The organism is Opitutus sp. ER46, from assembly GCF_003054705.1.
Lineage (GTDB): Bacteria > Verrucomicrobiota > Verrucomicrobiia > Opitutales > Opitutaceae > ER46.
On sequence record NZ_QAYX01000019.1, the window covers coordinates 152,359 to 169,257 of the forward strand.

Here is a 16,899-nt window from a genome sequence, read left to right on the forward strand (position 1 = left end):
CCGGGCGGAAAGTTTCGTCGGAAGCCGCTGAACTTGACAGTCCGGGGTGGCGCTTGAAAGTGGATTCTTCAGTTTCGGGCTGCGCCTATTAATAGAGGGGCTCGTCCAGCCACCCGCAAACCGTCCATGCCCGTTATCAAGCCGAGCTGCGTGCGCGACCTGAAGGTTCGCGTCAATCTCGCCGACGTCGTGTCGCGCGTGGTTTCACTGCGCAAGGCCGGCGGCAATCGCCTCAAGGGGCTCTGCCCCTTCCACCAGGAGAAGACGCCCTCCTTTCACGTCGATCCGGACAAGGGGTTCTACAAATGCTTCGGCTGCGGGAAGGCCGGCGACATCATCACTTTCGTGCGCGACACGGAGCAGCTCACTTTCACCGAGGCCGTCGAGGCGCTCGGCAAGCGGTTCGGCGTCGCCATCGAATACGAGCAAGGCACTGGCGGCCAAACCAATGAGGAGCGCTCGCTGCGCCAGGAGATCTTCGATATCCACGAACAGGCTGCGGAACACTTCCATCAGGTATTTCACGCCCGCGACTCCAGCGGAGAGTTCTTTCGCCAGTATTGGACGGAGAAGCGGCGCTTTGCGCCGGAGCTCGCCAACGAGTTCAAGATCGGCGGTGTCGATCCGCAAGGCAGTGGCCTTGGTGCTGTCCTCATGCGGCGCAAGTACTCCGAGGAAGCACTCCGCCGCTGCGGCCTGTTCTTCCTGCGCGAAGACACGGTCATCACGCTGGGCACCCTCCGTCCACGCTTCCGCGGCCGGCTGATGATTCCGATCCGCGATCACCAATCGCGCGTCGTGGCCTTCACCGCCCGCCAGACCGACCTGACGCCGGAGGACGATCCCGCGCACGAGGCCAAATACGTCAACTCGCCGGAAACCCCGGTGTTCACGAAGGGCAACCTGCTCTTCAACCTCGACCGCGCCCGCACCGCCGTCGGCGAAGGACGCCCCTTCGTCATGGTCGAAGGCCAGCTCGACGCGCTGCGCTGCTGGAGCGTCGGACTGAAATCCGCCGTCGCCCCCCAGGGCACCTCGATCACCGAGAGCCAGTTGATCCTGCTCAAACGCTACCACGCGCAGGTGGAGTGCTTCTTCGACAGTGACAGCGCGGGCCAGAAGGCCGCCCTGCGGTTCCTTCCGCTCGCGTTCAAAACCGGGCTCGAGGTCCGCTTCCTCACGCTCGCCGGAAGCGAAAAAATCGATCCCGACCTACTCTTCCTGGAACACGGCATCGAGGCGTACGCCGCGCTGCAAGCGCAGGCCCAGACAGCAATGACGTTCGCCTGCCGGGCCGCCCTCCCCGACGCCGCGACTGCCTCCCCCGAGCACAAGGCACGCTCCGCCCAGGCTGTCTTCGAAATCATCCAAGCCTCAGAAAGCGAAGTCGTTCGCAATGCGTCGCTAACCGAAGCCGCCTCCCATTTGCGCGTACCGCTTCCCGCACTGTACAAGGACTTCCAAGCGTATCTCGGTCGGCTGGCCCGCCAAGCCGCAGCCCGCCCATCTGCCGAGCCCGTCCATGATGCAAAGAACTTAACACCAGTGATTAACGGAGCAAACGCGCATACTCCCGAGCGGGATCTCCTGATGCTGGTCCTGCACTTCGAAACGCTCGGCCTGCCCCTCAGTCACGCCGTCCAGCCCGATTGGGTCGACATCGGCCACGTCGAGGGCAGCCTCCTCAATCGCTTTCTCAGTGAGTTTGAGCAGCATTCGTGGCCCGGCCGTGACCATCTGGAACTGCTGCTTGAAACAGAGGAGGAACGGGGTTTGGTGGCCGGCCTTTTGTTCGAGACGCCTGCCATCGAAGACCCGGTAAAGATCGCTCAGGAGGGACTGCGGCGACTGCGGGCGCGCTCCCTCGAGCCCCGCCTGCGCCAAATAGAACTTGCTCTGGCTAACAGCGGGGCGGACAGTAAGTTCGACCCAATTTCACTACTGAAAGAACGTTCCGATATACAACGCCTGCTTCGCCAGCCACTTGTGCTGGCCACCTCGGGCTGAGGCTTGCCCGCACCTCGGTCGTGGATTCCTTTACACAACAACATGTCGCGCAAAGTTAAACCCGCAGCCGCGGATTCGGCCCAGGCCGAAGCCGTTGAGGCTGCGATCGAGAAAACAGCCGTCGCTCCAGCCGATGGCGCGGTCCCCGGTGCGGATATTCCGCCCGGCGGCATCAACGAGAAGATCCGCCAACTCATCCGGCTCTCGAAGGAACAGGGCTACCTGACCTTTGACGACATTAACGAAGCGCTACCGGAGTCCGTCGAGAACCAGGAGGAGATCGATAACGTCCTTTCGATCCTGCAGAACCTGGACATCGAGATTCTCGAGCCCGACCAGGTCGAAGACTACAAGCAGCGGCAGGAGGAAGCGGAGGAGGAGGAATCGCGTTCGTCGCAAAACGACATCCTCGACGATCCGGTCCGCATGTACCTCAAGCAGATGGGCCAGGTCCCGCTGCTGACCCGCGAACAGGAAGTCGAAATCTCGAAGCGCATCGAGACGGCCGAGCTCAAGGCCCAGGAGGCGCTCTTCGAAGCCGCCGCCGTCGGCGCCTACATCGGCACCCTCGGAGCCAAGCTGCTCAACCGTGAGGAGCGCTTCGACCGCGTCGTCATCGATAAGAAAATCGATTCGCGCGAAGCCTACTTCAAGGGCCTGCCGAAACTCGTTGAGAACACCCAGAAGGCCGAGCTCGGCGTCGCCGAGGCGTGGGACGAGTACCTCAAGGCCAAGAACGAGGCCGAGAAGAAGAAGATCCTCGCGAAGTTCCACAAGCGCGAGAACGTGCTCCGCTCCTACTTCTCGAAGTTCTACTTCAAGCTGAAGGTCTACGAGGAATACCTCGAGCAGCTGCGCCCGACCCTCGACGAGATTCACCAGCTGAACGACCAGCTTGATCGCGCGAAGCATCCGAAGACCAAGAAGGACGCGTCAATCGACACGAAGGCCGTCCACGCCCGCCTCAAACAGATCGAGGCCCAGCAGCGCCTCTCGCCCGAAGCGCTCCTCAATGTCGTCAGCCAGACCATGGTTCACGTCCGCGAGGCGCACAAAGCCAAGACCGAGATGGTCGAGGCCAACCTTCGCCTCGTGATCTCGATCGCGAAGAAATACACCAATCGCGGCCTATCCTTCCTCGACCTGATCCAGGAGGGCAACATGGGCCTCATGAAGGCGGTCGAGAAGTTCGAGTACCGCCGCGGCTACAAGTTCTCCACGTACGCCACGTGGTGGATCCGCCAGGCCATCACCCGCTCGATCGCCGACCAGGCCCGCACCATCCGCATCCCGGTGCACATGATCGAGACCTTGAACAAGGTCATGCAGGTGCAGAAGCAGCTCCTCCAGGAATACGGCCACGAGCCCACGCCTGAGGAGGTGGCCGACGAGATGAACCTGCCGGTCGAACGCGTGCAGCAGATCATGAAGATGGCGCAGCAGCCGATCTCCCTGCAGTCCCCGGTCGGCGACGGCGACGACACCAGCTTCGGCGACTTCATCGAGGACAAGTCCGCGGAGAACCCGTACGACATGACGGCGTACTCCCTCCTGCGCGAAAAGATCATCGACGTGCTCGACACGCTCACCGAGCGCGAGCGCCGCGTGCTTTCGCTGCGCTTCGGCCTGATCGACGGCTACAGCCGCACGCTCGAGGAGGTCGGCAAGCAGTTCAAGGTCACGCGCGAACGTATCCGCCAGATCGAGGCCAAGGCCCTGCGCAAGATGCGCCACCCGACGCGCATCCGCCAGCTCCACGGTTTCTTCGACGCCGAGCAGATCGACAACGCCCAGAACCTGCTCAAGGTCGCGGCCACCGCGCGGCCGCCCGGCGCCTCCGGCATGCCCATGCCGCCGACGCCGCCCACTCCGCTGCGGACGCTGCCCGGCAGCCTTCCCGGCGGCCTCGGTTTCCCGGCCCCGAAGCTCTGAGCTCACCGCTTCAGCCCGATCTCACCGATCGGGCTTTTTTCTGCCCTGAAGCTTCGCCCCGCCACCCTGCCGCAACCCACGACCACTTCGTATTCAAAACGGCCCCGCCACCATCGTCACCTGCCCCGCCAATCTGCCTTTCCCGCTTTACAGGCCTCCGCCTGAGCCTACGTTCCCCCAACCATGACCCTCTCCACGCTGATTCTAGGTGCGTTCGCCTTCGGCTCGATGGAGCTGTTGCTCATACTCGCGATCGTCCTCCTTCTGTTCGGAGGCGCGAAGCTCCCGGGCCTCGCCAAGGGTCTCGGCCAGTCCATCAAGGAATTCAAGAAGGCCTCCCGCGACGACGACGAGGTGAAGCCCGCGGCCCCGCAGGCCGAAGCCAAGAAGACCGAGAGCACGACCACTTCGAACCAGAAGTAAGGTCCGCCCAGTCCCTTTTTCCCCGCGCGCTCCCATCCCGGAGCGCGCTTTTTGTTGCCCGCGCTCCAAGCGCCTCCCGCCGGTCACGATCGCCTACGGCGCCGCCTGCGGCCCGCCCGCCCCATCCCCCTCCGCCCGCCCGTCGCCGTCGTCCTGCACCTGCAGCCACGTCCGGAAATCCGCGTTCTGCAGCGCCGTCCCCAACACGAGGATCTCGTCGCCCGCCCGCAACACCTCCTGCGCCGCGGGGTTCAGGATTCGCAACCCGCCGCGCCGCAGGCCCGCGATCTGCACCCCGAAGGTCTGGGCCGGCAGGAGCGCGCCGAGCGCCTGGTCCACCGCCGGACTCCATGCCGGCACCGACATCACCTCGAGGCTGACTTCCTCGAAAACCGAATCGGCTCCACGCGCGCCCGACACGGTCACCAGACACGCCTGCCCCGCCTTCACCTGCTCCGCCGTGCCCAGCAGCAGGACCTTGTCACGCGGATACAGCACCGTGTCCGGCGGTGGCAGCGGGATCATGAACCCCTGCCGCTCCACCCCCACCACGGAGCAGCCGTACTGCGCGCGCAGGTCGAGCTCCGCGATACTCCGCCCCTGGCAGTCCGCGAGGTCCGGCAGGGTGCACTCGAGCATCTGCAGGTTCCAGTCCCCATGCGGCTGCAGCCAGGGCGTCGCCACGGTCGACATGCGCCGCGGGTCCGTGTCGATCGCGTTCAGGATCTCCACCTCCATCTCGCTGTGCCAGTAGATGAGCTTGCGCCGCAGCACGAGAACCGCGACCAGCGCCAGCACGCCGCTGAACAGCAGCAGCCAGCGCGTCGTCACGCCCACCGGCACGATCGAAAAGAGCCACAACCCCATGCCGATCGCCGCGGCGGCCTTCCACGCGGTCTCCACCACCGGCCGCCACTTCCGCCCGTGCGGATGCCCCCGCGTCGACAGCTCCGCGTACAACATCGCCATTGCCGAGAGGTTTCGCCAGATGGCCACCAGCGGCGCGATCGAGAGCGCCACGAGTCCCGTCCAGAAGCCAATCTCCACGTCGTGCGGGAACAGCCAGTCCGGCCCCACCCAGCGCTCGACCAGCTTCAACAGCTCGCCGGAAAACACCACGACGCCCGTGACGAACAGCGCGCCGATGCCCACCTGCGCCACGCGCTTCCGCGAGAGCTGCCACACCAGGTTGCGGCGCCGGCGCTCGCGCAGGCGCTCGAGCCACCCGCGATAGGCCGCCAGCCAGTCGCGCAGCCAGCGCGGCTCCCGCTTGAGCCCGAAATCCACGATCGCCTCCGAGTGCCGCGACAGCACCGGCGCCACCAGCGTCGTGACCAGCGAGATGCCGACCGCCAGCGGGTAGAAGCTCCGCGGCACCAGCGCCGCCGCCACGCCCAGTTGCGCGATGATGAAGGAGAACTCGCCGATCGGCGTCGCCCGCAGCCCCGTCCGCGCCGCGTCCTTCGCCGGCGTGCCGATCAGCGTCAGGCCAAAGCTCACCGCCAGCGCGCGCACCACCACCGCGAACAACCCGAGCCCCACCACCGTCCCGATCTGCGCCCACACTTCGCGGGCATCGATCTGCAGGCCGATCGCCACGAAGAACACCGCGCTGAACACGTCGCGCATCCCCTCGAAAATCCGCTCCACCTGCTGCCGGTGCATCGTCTCCGCGACGATCGTCCCGAGCAGGAACGCCCCCAGCGCGAGCGAGTACCCCGCCCCCTGCGCGATCACCGCCAGCCCAAACAGCAGCGCGGCGATGCCGATCGTCTGCAGCTCCTCGTCCGCCGCGATGCTCATCCGCCGCAACAGCCACGGGACCAGCAGCAGCCCGCCGATGCCGGCCAGCACGACAAACGCCCCCAGCAGCAGTACCGTACTGGCAATCTGGGTACCCGGGCTCCGGTCCAGCCCCACCAGCGAGTTGAGCAGCGTCAGCATCACCACCGCCACCACGTCCTCGATCACCGCCACCCCCATCGCGAGCTGCCCCGACCGCTCGTGCGTCGCCCCTGTCTCCTGCAGGATGCGGCTGATGATCGCCGAGGACGACACCATCAGCATGGCCGCCAGGAACAGCCCCTGCGCCCCGCTCCAGTCCAGCACCCCGCCCAGCACCCGCGAAAAATAGAAGACCACCAGCGCCCCCGCCAACGTCGCCAGCATCAGCGATAATCCCAGCCGGCGCAGCTTTCGGACGCTCAGGCGCAAGCCAATGGAGAACATCAGGAACACCAGGCCGATCTGCGCCAGCGTCTCGATCCGCCCCGGGTCCGACACCAGGGAGATCGGCGGCGTGTACGGCCCCACCACCATGCCCGCCACCAGGTATCCAAGCACCACCGACAACCCCAGTCGCTGGCACACCCAGCCCACCACGCCGCCAACGGCGAGGATGACGGCAAGGTCCTGGATGAAGTGAAAACCGTGCATGCTTGCGGGAGAGGCGCCCGCAGCCTTGGCCCTCCTCCGCCGCGCGCCCAGCGAAAACCTCCGGCCCTCGCCGCCCTCCCGGGATTTTTCCGTGGCCGGCGATGCAACCAATCCCCCTTTCCGCGTTCCAACGGGCCGCGTCCGGCGCCCGCGCGACCCGCGCGCCGCAAACCTCGCCCCCGGGGCATTTTCCCGGCTTTTCCCTCGTTGACACCCTGTGGCGGCGCCGATTCGTTTCCGTCGGCGGCAACGCCGCCACCGCGCTCTCCGCTCAGACCTCAATCATGGCCAATATCCTCGGCTACTTTTCGAACGACATCGGCATCGACCTCGGCACCGCCAACACGCTCGTTTACGTCAAGGACAAGGGCATCGTCCTGCGCGAGCCGTCGGTCGTCGCGCTGGACACCACCACGCGCAAGGTCCGGGCCGTCGGCGATGAGGCGAAACGCATGCTTGGCCGCACCCCCGGCAACATCACCGCCATCCGCCCGATGAAGGACGGCGTGATCGCCGACTTCGATGTCACCGAGGCGATGCTGCGCTACTTCATTCGCAAGGTCTCGAGCAGCTCTTTCCGCGCCCCGCCCCGCGTTGTCATCGCCATCCCCTCGGGCATCACCGAGGTCGAAAAGCGGGCCGTGAAGGAATCCGCCATGCACGCCGGCGCGCGCGACGTCATCACGATTCCCGAGCCCATGGCCGCCGCGATCGGCGTCGGCCTCCCGATCGACGAGCCCGCGGCCAACATGATCGTCGACATCGGTGGTGGCACCACCGAGATCGCGATCATTTCCCTCAACGGCATCGTCTTCTCGAAATCGATCCGCGTCGCCGGCGACGAACTCGACAGCGCGATCATCAACTACATGAAGCGCGCCTATAATCTCCTCATCGGTGAGCGCACCGCGGAAGAGATCAAGATGCGCATCGGCTCCGCCTACCCGCTCGAGGAGGAGCTCACGATGGAGGTCAAGGGCCGCGACTCCGTGGCCGGCCTGCCGAAGACAATCCACATCACGTCCCAGGAGATCCGCGAGGCCCTCGCCGACACCGTGGCCGCGATCGTCGACGCCGTGCGCGTCACGCTCGAACGCTGCCCACCCGAACTCTCCGCCGACCTCGTCGACCGCGGCTTCGTGATGGCTGGCGGCGGCGCGCTGATCCGCGGCATCGACCGCCTCCTCAGCGAGAAGACCGGTCTGCCGGTCACCGTCTCCGATGATCCCCTCTCCGCCGTCGCAAACGGCACGGGCGCGGTGCTCAACGACCTTTCCTGGCTGATGCAGAACGCCTGAGTGCCACGCGGCGCGCCCCCGCGCGAAGCACGAGGTGACCGGCTGCGGGTGCGAGGCGTGCGGAGCGCCCTTGCCTCCCGCCCGCCCGCCGCCGTTGCTTTCCCCCTGTGCCTTTCTTCCGCTTCGTCCAAACCAAGCCCTTCGCCACCTTCGGGGTGATGGTCCTCGTGTGGCTGCTGCTGCCGGTCGGCATCAAGTCGTTCACCCGGGCGAGCTTCTTCGAGCTCACCGCGCCCATCATGGTCGCCGTCTCCTACGCCCGCGATCTCCAGGGCTACTGGTCCCTCCGCCTGCACACGAAGTCCCAGCTCATCGAGGCCGGTCGCGACCTCGCCCGCACCAACGCGACCTACGAGCTCGCGGTCCAGCAGAACTCCGAACTCCAGGCCGAGATTGCCCGCCTCGAGGGCCTCTTCCGCCTCCCCGCCCTCAACCAATACCGCTACGAGCACGCCCGCGTCGCCCGCCGCGAATTCTCCGCCTGGTGGCAGCAGATCGAGATCCGCAAGGGCCGCAACTTCGGCATCCCGGTCGACGCCCCGGTCATCTTCAGCGGTGGCGTCGTCGGCCGCGTCCGCGCCGTCCACGCCACCACCGCCACCGTCGAGCTCATCAGCAGCCCCACGCTGCGCCTCGCCGGCGTCATCGAGGGCGACTCCCGCCCCATCAGCTTCCAGGGCGGCAACAACGCCTCCTTCGCTCCGCCGCGCGGCATCCTCGAGTTCGTGCCGCTCGACATCAACATCACCCCCAAGGCCCCCAAGCGCCTCGTCACCTCCGGCTTGGGCGGCGTCTTCCCGCCCGGCCTCATCATCGGCAAGGTCACCGGCCTCACTCTCGGCAACGACGGCATGTTCCAGTCCGGCATCGTCCAGCTCGACGAACGCCTCGGCGCCCTCACCGAGGTTACCGTCCTCGTCCCGCTCGCCAACCCGTAGCCATGCGCCGGATCCTCGTCCTCTTCGCCTGCGGGCTCGTGCTCTGGACCGTCGTCACCCAGCTCAACCACTCGCTGGCCCCCCTCCACGTCTACCTTTTCGCCGGCGCCCTCTTCGTCACCTTCGCCGCGCTCACCCAGCCGCTCACCTCCGGCCTCCTCGCGTCCCTCGCCAACGGCCTCGTGTTCGACGCCACCACCCCGGTTGCCTTCGGCACCCACTTCATACTGTTCGGGCTGACGCATGTCTTCGTGTACCGCGTCCGCGAACGCGTGCCGCAGCAGGACACGCTCTCGCGCATCGCCATCACCGTCATCGCCAATCTCGCCCTCTTCCTCGTGTTCACGTTCGTCGCCTTCATCCGCACCCCCGGCGCCGCCGCCGCCTGGCCGCGGCTCTTCGTCGACCTCATCGCGTCCCAACTCTTCCTCGTCGCCGCGACGCCCTGGTTCTTCGCCCTGCAGGCCCGCGCCCTCGTCCTCGCCCGCCGCGAACGCCCCACGTTCGCCTGAGCGCATCCGGTCGCCATGGCCTCGTCGGACGTCAACCTCGCCGAGCACTCGGGCAGCCTGCTCGAGTCCCACAAGGGCTATAACCCGCGCATCGTCTTCTTCTACTTCGTCGTCGCCGCGCTCCTGCTCACGCTCGCCGGCGGCCTCGCTTACAAGCAGCTCCTCAAGGCCGACGAATACAGCAACAAGGAGCGCCAGCAGACCCTCCGGCGCGTCGTCATCCCCGGCCCGCGCGGTAACATCTACGATCGCAACGGCAACCTCCTCGTCGGCAACCGACCCGTCTTCTCCGCCGTCCTCCACGTCGACGAACTCCGCCCCCGCCTCCTCGAGCAGCAGCGCAAGATCCGCGCGAATTACCGCAAGCTGAACGACAAGGACATCCCCTCCGCCCGCCAGATCGAGTTCCTCGCCCGCATCTCGCTCACCCAGGAGTACCTCGACAAAGTCATCGCCATCCTCAAACGCGATCCCGAGGGGCCCGACGCGAAGATCGACCCGCAGAAGGTCCAGCGCCACTTCCGCAGCAGCCTCCTCCTCCCCTACACGCTCCTCGATAACCTCTCCAACGAAGACTACGCCAAGCTCCTCGAGGCCCTCCCCGTCAACGGCCCCGTCCAGGTCTACTCCTCGAGTGCCCGCTACTATCCGTTCAACTCCCTCGCCGCCCACACCCTCGGCTATGTCCGTGCCAACGAGGACGCCGACGACTCCGATCTCCCCGGCGAGGACCTGAGCACCTTTGCCATGAAGGGCGCCATCGGGAAGGATGGCCTCGAGAAGCAGTTTGAGGATGTCCTCCAGGGCACCTCCGGCGGTTCCATCTTCCGCGTCGACCAGGCCGGTTTCCGCATCAACCCGCCCCTCGCCCAGCTCGCGCCGAAACGCGGCAAGGACCTCATCACCTCCCTCGATCTCGACCTCCAGCTCACCGCCGAGGAGGCCATCGGCGACGACCGCACCGGCGCCGCCGTCGCCATCGATGTCGCCACTGGCGAGGTCCTCGCCCTCGCCAGCAAGCCCGACTACGACCTCGCGCAGTTCTCGCCGCGCGCCACCAAGGCCTACGTCGACGAGAAGATCACCGCGCGCAACGCTTGGAACAACTACGCCGTCATCGCCGCGCTCCCGCCGGGCTCCACCTTCAAGATTCTCACGTCCATCGCCGCCATGCGCCGCGGCGGCGTCTCACCCGACGAGCCCATCGTCGACTGCCAGGCCTACCTCAAGGTCGGCAACCGACTCTTCCCCTGCTACAACGGCCGCGAGCGCCACGGGCACATCCTCCTGCCCGACGCCGTTGCTCAGAGCTGCGATATCTTCTTCTACAAGGCCGCCGAACTCGCCACCGCCGACGGCGTCGCCGCCGAGGCCCGCCGCTTCGGGCTCGATGATCCCACCGGAATCGAGCTGCCCAACGAGACGAAGCGCATGCTCATCCCCGACGCGGCCTGGAAGAAGAAGCGCTTCGACGAACGCTGGTACCCGGGCGACACCGCCAACATGGCCATCGGCCAGGGCTTCGTGCTCGAGACGCCGCTCGGCATGGCCTGCTTCACCGCCTCGGTCGCCCGCGGCGAGGTCCTCACCCACCCGACACTCCTTCACGACCCGAATCGTCCCCGCCAGCGCACCGAGTCGATCGGGCTCACCCGCCAGCAACTGGTCGCACTCCACCACGGCATGGAGGGCTGCACCATCACCGGCACCGGCAAGGTCATCACCGAGATGAACCTCGTCCCGGGCATCCGCGTCGCCGGCAAGACCGGCACCGCGCAGAAGGACGTGGTCGAGAACGGCGAGTACAAGGGCAAGATGAACGTCGCCTGGTTCATCTGCTTCGCCCCGGTCGAGAACCCGCAGATCGCCGTCGCCGTCGCAATCGAGGGCGAGAACCTCGGCGAGGAATACGGCGGCGGCCGCAACTCCGCCCCCGTCGCCGGCATGATTCTCCGCAAATATTTCGAGAAGAAAGCCGCCAAGCCCGGCCCATCACTCTCCCCCTTCCACCCCCAGGTCGTCCCATAATCCTCTTTCTCATTCTCTTGCTCTTCCTCTTTCTCCCCATCGGTCCGTCTCACGCAGAGTAAGAGGAAGAGTACGAGTAAGAGGCCATCGCTCCTCGTCGCGCACCTTTTGGGCGCGCGATTTCGCGCCATTCCCGTCGGCCCCTGCCGCACGTCTTCGCCCCGTTCCGTGTTCGCGCCGCGAGAACGAACGATCCGAAGGCGACGATGGCTGCAATTATAAACGCCCTGGAAACAGATGCTTCCGAAATAATGTCCAGATACTCGCGCATAATGTCCGGATACTGCCGCGATAATGTCCGGATACTTCTTTCACTTTTCCGTCGGGAGAAATGAACGCGTGAAGAGGCTTGTTGAGCGGAGCTTTGGTTTTCGCGCGTCAGAGAAGAACCGCGAACGGCCGCGAACCGAGGCACCAAAACCCGCGGTGCCCGGCCGCCGCGCACGCACGCGCCACAAGCGTCCGTCGACCGCGGATTTTCGCGCTTCTTCGCCTTTCGCGGTTCATCGCACGGACCGTGCAGTTCGTGGCCGAGGGCTGGGCGTTCTCACCGCTTGGTTCGCGAGTACATGGCTCTGGACGCACCGATCGCGGGGAGATGAAACCGCGAACAACGCGAACTCACGCGAAAATCCAAGGCGCCCGACGGCCGCGATTCGACTGCGAGTCTGACGCACCCCTCCGCCGATTTTCGCGGCCCTTTCGCGTCCTTCGCGGTTCTGCTCCGGTCTTTTCGCTCAAACTGTCGTTGTCCGTCGCGCCGCCCGCGCGCGCCTGAACACCTGCTCCGGCACCGGCCACGTTCCCCGCGGCCCAAAACGCAGACGCCGCAAATCCGCGACCACGCTCAAGACATCCGTGGTCGCGCCTGCGCCACGCCGCTCCGCCAGCCGCCGCAACCAGCGTCCCGCCTCGCGCCGGATCGGATCGTCCCGATGCTGCGGCCGCCACCACGCCCATTGCAACCAGCGCCAACGCAGCCGCCGCCAGCCCAGGACCACCGCTCCGCCGAGCGCGAGCACCAGCGCCGCCGCGCCCACGCGGCGCCAGTCCCAGGGCGAACGCAGCCAGGCTTTGAAGGCCAGCGCGCTCCGGTTCAGCCGCTGCCGCAGCCGCTCCGCCGAATCCTGCACCACTTCCTTCACCACCTTGAGCGTCTGCACCTGCGCCCGTTCATCAAAGCTCACCACCCGGCGATACCAGAACACCCGCAGGCTCTCCATCCGCGCCCCCCAACTGCGGTCCGTGCGCCGCGCCAGCAGCCCCGCCGCCTCCGCCGCCTCGCCGCGCACGTTCGTCGGCAGCTCCAACGGATCCGCGCGCAGCCACGCCCGCGTCGCCGGATCGAAGATCTCCGCCCAGGCATGCGCATCCGAGTTCCGCACCGTGAAGCTTTCCGAAAACGCGTTCCACGTGCCGCCTCGAAACCCCGTCACCACGCGCGCCGGATACCCCGCCGTCCGCGCCAGCAGCACGCACGCGCCTGCGAACAGTTCACAGTGCCCCGCCTCGCGCGAGTCGAGCCAGCGCACCAGCGGATCGCCCCGCCCTCCGGGCACGCGCGGCGAAAGCGTGTAGCTGTGCCGCGCCCGCAGCTCCGCGGTGATCCGCTCCGCCACCTGCGGCGCTGCCATCCCCGCCGTCACGCCCGCGGTCGCCAGGAAACGCTCCAGCTTTCCGCGATCCTCCGCCCCCGCCCCGCCCTCCGCCCAAGGCCGTCCCAGATAAGAGCCCGCAGGGTCGTCATTGAGCCGCCGCGCCGCATCGAAGCCTTCCACCTGAAACGCCGTCATCGTCACCGGGTCCTTCGCCAGCGCCACCACCGCCGGCCCCGCCGCCCATTGGTACGTCTGCGCCTCCGCAAATCGCAGCTCACGAAACCGCCCGAGCAGCGGCAGGTACCGGCTCACGCCCGGCTCCAGGTACACGCGCCACCGCCGCGCCTCCGTCGCCGCCCCGCGGCCAAACGCCACCGTCGTCCCCGTGCGCACCGCCCCAAAGCTCCGCGCCCGCAGCGCCGGCGAGAGCCGGAAGGTCCCGTCCCGGTAGTCGTCCAGCACCAGCATCCGCCAGTAGGGCGCGAGCGGGATCTGCTCCGGCCCCGCCACGTCGATGTGCAGCGCCACGCTCGTGTCCTGCTGGATCTCCGTCACCTCGCCGAACCGGATCGTATCGCTGAAGCCCGTACGCGCCTTCTTCGTGATGAACCGGTCGAGGAACATCCCGTTCTCCAGTTGGAACCGCGGGATGAGCAGGAAGAGCAGCGCCGCCCCCACGATCACGCCGCCGAACAACGCCAGCCCGAGCGCCACCACCCGCCACTCCATCACCGCCGCCACCCGGCCCAGCAGCCGCCGCCATTGCGGCCGCACCGCCCACGGGGGCACCGGCGGGGCCGGCGCCGGCTCGCCGCCCGCCGGTTTCGCCGCCGCGCCCGTGCTCTCGATCAGCGTCAGGAGCAGCAGGCAGCCCAGCGCGCCCGCCGTGTAGAGCAGCAGTTGCAGCGCGAAGCCGATCGACACCGTCAGCACCCCCGCCACCACGACAAGGAAGAGACCCAGCATGATCACCTGCAGGTCGTCGCGCTTCTGCCGGTAACCGAGCGAGCGATACAGCAGCAACAGGATGTCCAGCCGCACCAGCGCCGGGAGCAGCTCGGAGGTCAGCCAGAAATCGAGCGCGAAGAACGCCGCGATCGAGGGGAACGCCATCACGTGCAGCAGCCGCGGCACCCGCGCCGGCACGCTCGGCCGTAGCGTCGTCACGACCGCCACCGCCACCGTCAGCCCCATCAGCAGCCACGCATCCACCGCCATGTACACCACCGTCCCCACGCTCACCACCGTCAGCAGCCCGCCAAGCAGCCAGCGCAATTGGTGCAGTTCATCCAGCGTGAGCTGGGGGCGATTGGGACGCGCCGGAGTCATGGTCAGGCCGACGCCACCCGTTGCCCGTCAACCAGCGCCCCCACGCCGCGACTTCCCTCCGGCGCGAAGGTCAGCAGGTTCCGCGGGGCCATCGGACGCACCGTTCCCGCCCGCGCCGCCGGGGTTGGCTGCAGTACCGCCAGCCGGTCCAGGATCTGCTCGAGGTCGCGCACCCGCTGGCCCGCCAGCGGCGGCTCCGCGTTGATCGCCACCGCGAGCAGCCGGTTCTCCCGAAAGAGGTCCTCGATCAACGTCGCCGCAAAACCCACCAGCAGTTCGAACTGCTCCGGCCGCGGCCACGTTTCCGCGTCCGTCCGCAGCCACACCGTGTGGCCCTGCGTCGTCTCCGCCGCGAACTGCCGCACCAGCAACTGCCGCGTCCGCGCGCTCGCCTTCCAGTGGATCAGCCGGTGCGAGTCGCCCGCCTGGTACCGTCGCACCGCGATCAGGTCGTTGCCGGTGCCGGGTCGCCGCACCCGCTCCTCGCCGGGCCGCCGCGAAACCGCCGCCGGCGCATGCCGCCGGTACTCCACCAGCGCCGGCCAGACCACCGCATCCAGCGTCAGCGCGGTCCCGATGTCCTTCCGCAGGAAACCGAACGGGAAGAACGAGCCGACCGACACCAGCTCGATGCGCAGCCGTCCGCGTTGCGCCGGCCGCAGCCCCCACTCCAGCCGCATCCCGGCTTGCGCATCCAGCCGCCCCGCCAGCGCCACCCGCCCGCGCTGCTCCGCCGCCTGCGCCTGCTCAAACACCGCCCGCACCTCTCCGCTGCGCGCCATCAGCGTCGTCTCCGGCCGCTGCTCCTCCGGTGGACGCTGGGGCCGCGCCAGAAAGTTGAACCACAGGCCGTACGTCGGGAGGAACGCCTTCCGGTTGTACAGCTCCAGCGCGACCAGCGCATCGTGCCCCGCCCGCATCGCCGGCGCCGGCGGCAGCTCCCAGCTCACCCCGCGGAAATTCAGCCACGACAGCACCCCGCTCAACACCAGGCAGGTCAGCAGCAGCGCCAGGGTCAGGAACAGGATGTTGCTCGAGGAGTTGTACGCCGCCATGCCGATGCCGAGCGACAACGCAATCAGCACCACGCCCGTCACCGAAGGCACGATCCGGTGCGCGCGGTTCGGGAAGATCAGCGCCCAGAGCAGCGCGTTCCAGGTGAACCGCCTCCTCTGCCGGACTTCATCTCGACGTGCCGGTTTCAACGTTCCACGGGTTCGCCCACCGTCAGCTCGGCACCGGCACCGCCGCCACGATGCGCTTCAACCCCGCCGCCACCGCCCCGCGCTCCTCGAGCGCGTCGCTGGTCTGCCGCGCCAGCGCCAGCCGGTGCGCGAACACCGGCACCACCAGCGCGGAAACGTCCTCTGGCAGCACGAAGTCCCGCCGCTGCAGCAGCGCCCTCGCCTGCGCCGCCGTCCGCAACGCCACTCCGCCCCGCACGCTCACGCCGGCGCGAAACTCCGTCTCCGTGCGCGTCGCCGCCACGAGCTTCAGCACGTACTCCAACACGCTGTCCTCCACAAACACGCCCGGCACCAGCGCCTGGAGCTGCAGCATCTCCGTCCGCGTCACCACCGGGTTGATCGCGATCGCGTCGTAGCCGCCGCGCGCTGTCCGCAGGATTTCCAGTTCGTCCCCGGCCGCCGGATACCCCATCGCCAGCCGCATCAGAAACCGGTCCAGCTGGCTCTCGGGCAGCGGAAATGTCCCTTCGTAGTCCACCGGGTTCTGGGTCGCGAACACCATGAACGGCGCTCCCACCGCGTGCGGCTCGCCGTCAATCGTCACCCGCGCCCGATCCATCACCTCCAGCAGCGCCGACTGCGTCTTCGGCGTCGCCCGGTTGATTTCGTCCGCCAGCACGATGTTCGCGAACACCGGTCCCTGCTTGAACACGAACTCCTTCACCGCCTCGTCGTAGATCGCCACGCCAGTCACGTCGCTCGGCAGCAGGTCGCTCGTGAACTGGATGCGCGAGAACGCCGCGTCCATCGAGCGCGCCAGCGAGTACGCCAGCGTGGTCTTGCCCACGCCGGGCAGGTCCTCGATCAACACGTGGCCGCCCGCCACCAGGCAAACGAGCACCTGCTCGATCACGTCGTCCTTGCCGCGGATCGTCTGGCGCATCGACGCCCGCAGGCGTTCCAGCGCCGCATGCCCCGCCACCACTTTGTCCGCTTCCAGGAAGTCGCTCATCACGGCGGACCTTACCCGGACCGATTCCTCCGGTCAAACGAGCCGCCGCCCCCGGCGCCGGGTGGCCCCAAAGCCGATCCCTCGGGCTGATCCGACGGATCGGCGCCGCCGTCCCGGTCCACCCGCCTGAACATTCAGCTTTCATTCTGCATTCCTCAATCCCCATTCTGTCTTGGCCGCGGTGCGCGCGGCCTCGCGC

General features: G+C 67.4%; 11 protein-coding genes. 7 read left to right on the top strand and 4 right to left on the bottom strand.

Features of this window, described 5'->3' with window-relative positions:
• The first annotated feature begins 126 nt into the window (after nucleotides 1-126).
• The 3 genes from dnaG to tatA all read left to right on the top strand — a co-directional run bounded on the left by dnaG (nucleotide 127) and on the right by tatA (nucleotide 4,362).
• The gene (gene dnaG, locus DB354_RS05700; RefSeq protein WP_107834479.1) at nucleotides 127-2,007 is read left to right on the top strand and encodes a DNA primase; all 1,881 of its coding nucleotides are present in this window, start codon (nucleotides 127-129) and stop codon (nucleotides 2,005-2,007) included.
• Between the two features lie 42 nt (nucleotides 2,008-2,049).
• A complete protein-coding gene (gene rpoD, locus DB354_RS22875; RefSeq protein WP_107834480.1) occupies nucleotides 2,050-3,939 on the top strand; it encodes an RNA polymerase sigma factor RpoD in 1,890 nt (629 codons plus the stop codon).
• Nucleotides 3,940-4,122: 183 nt separating this feature from the next.
• The gene (gene tatA, locus DB354_RS05710; RefSeq protein WP_107834481.1) at nucleotides 4,123-4,362 is read left to right on the top strand and encodes a twin-arginine translocase TatA/TatE family subunit; all 240 of its coding nucleotides are present in this window, start codon (nucleotides 4,123-4,125) and stop codon (nucleotides 4,360-4,362) included.
• Nucleotides 4,363-4,455: 93 nt separating this feature from the next.
• On the opposite strand, the gene DB354_RS05715 is transcribed toward tatA, so the two are convergent.
• Nucleotides 4,456-6,798 carry a cation:proton antiporter gene (locus DB354_RS05715; protein ID WP_107834482.1) on the bottom strand — a complete coding sequence of 781 codons (2,343 nt, stop codon included), beginning with the start codon at nucleotides 6,796-6,798 and terminating at the stop codon, nucleotides 4,456-4,458.
• Between the two features lie 284 nt (nucleotides 6,799-7,082).
• Here DB354_RS05715 and DB354_RS05720 point away from each other — a divergent pair, with 284 nt between their 5' ends.
• From DB354_RS05720 to DB354_RS05735, 4 genes are all read left to right on the top strand, one after another.
• A complete protein-coding gene (locus DB354_RS05720) occupies nucleotides 7,083-8,096 on the top strand; it encodes a rod shape-determining protein (protein WP_199226802.1) in 1,014 nt (337 codons plus the stop codon).
• A gap of 107 nt (nucleotides 8,097-8,203) precedes the next feature.
• The gene (gene mreC / locus DB354_RS05725; RefSeq protein WP_233256566.1) at nucleotides 8,204-9,034 is read left to right on the top strand and encodes a rod shape-determining protein MreC; all 831 of its coding nucleotides are present in this window, start codon (nucleotides 8,204-8,206) and stop codon (nucleotides 9,032-9,034) included.
• Nucleotides 9,035-9,036: 2 nt separating this feature from the next.
• Nucleotides 9,037-9,546: a hypothetical protein gene (locus DB354_RS05730; RefSeq protein WP_107834483.1), complete on the top strand. Its 510-nt coding sequence runs from the start codon at nucleotides 9,037-9,039 to the stop codon at nucleotides 9,544-9,546.
• Nucleotides 9,547-9,561: 15 nt separating this feature from the next.
• Entirely contained in the window at nucleotides 9,562-11,574 is a 2,013-nt protein-coding gene (locus DB354_RS05735) for a penicillin-binding transpeptidase domain-containing protein (RefSeq protein ID WP_107834484.1), read from the top strand.
• A gap of 737 nt (nucleotides 11,575-12,311) precedes the next feature.
• On the opposite strand, the gene DB354_RS05740 is transcribed toward DB354_RS05735, so the two are convergent.
• From DB354_RS05740 to DB354_RS05750, 3 genes are read right to left on the bottom strand one after another with little or no spacing between them, the layout of a single operon-like run.
• A complete protein-coding gene (locus tag DB354_RS05740) occupies nucleotides 12,312-14,501 on the bottom strand; it encodes a DUF3488 and transglutaminase-like domain-containing protein (protein ID WP_107834485.1) in 2,190 nt (729 codons plus the stop codon).
• 2 nt (nucleotides 14,502-14,503) lie between these two features.
• Complete coding sequence (locus DB354_RS22880; protein ID WP_146180119.1) at nucleotides 14,504-15,706, bottom strand: DUF58 domain-containing protein; 1,203 nt, start codon at nucleotides 15,704-15,706, stop codon at nucleotides 14,504-14,506.
• Between the two features lie 22 nt (nucleotides 15,707-15,728).
• Nucleotides 15,729-16,700, bottom strand: a complete 972-nt coding sequence (locus tag DB354_RS05750; protein ID WP_107834487.1) for a MoxR family ATPase — start codon at nucleotides 16,698-16,700, stop codon at nucleotides 15,729-15,731.
• Nucleotides 16,701-16,899: the final 199 nt, after the last annotated feature.

Bases quoted from the DNA above. Each gene is read 5' to 3' on its own strand.
- tatA (WP_107834481.1), top strand. From the start codon at position 4,123: ATGACCCTCTCCACGCTGATTCTAGGTGCGTTCGCCTTCGGCTCGATG.
- DB354_RS05720 (WP_199226802.1), top strand. From the start codon at position 7,083: ATGGCCAATATCCTCGGCTACTTTTCGAACGACATCGGCATCGACCTC.
- DB354_RS05740 (WP_107834485.1), bottom strand. From the start codon at position 14,501: ATGACTCCGGCGCGTCCCAATCGCCCCCAGCTCACGCTGGATGAACTG.
- DB354_RS05750 (WP_107834487.1), bottom strand. From the start codon at position 16,700: ATGAGCGACTTCCTGGAAGCGGACAAAGTGGTGGCGGGGCATGCGGCG.
- DB354_RS05715 (WP_107834482.1), bottom strand. From the start codon at position 6,798: ATGCACGGTTTTCACTTCATCCAGGACCTTGCCGTCATCCTCGCCGTT.
- DB354_RS05730 (WP_107834483.1), top strand. From the start codon at position 9,037: ATGCGCCGGATCCTCGTCCTCTTCGCCTGCGGGCTCGTGCTCTGGACC.
- rpoD (WP_107834480.1), top strand. From the start codon at position 2,050: ATGTCGCGCAAAGTTAAACCCGCAGCCGCGGATTCGGCCCAGGCCGAA.
- DB354_RS05735 (WP_107834484.1), top strand. From the start codon at position 9,562: ATGGCCTCGTCGGACGTCAACCTCGCCGAGCACTCGGGCAGCCTGCTC.
- dnaG (WP_107834479.1), top strand. From the start codon at position 127: ATGCCCGTTATCAAGCCGAGCTGCGTGCGCGACCTGAAGGTTCGCGTC.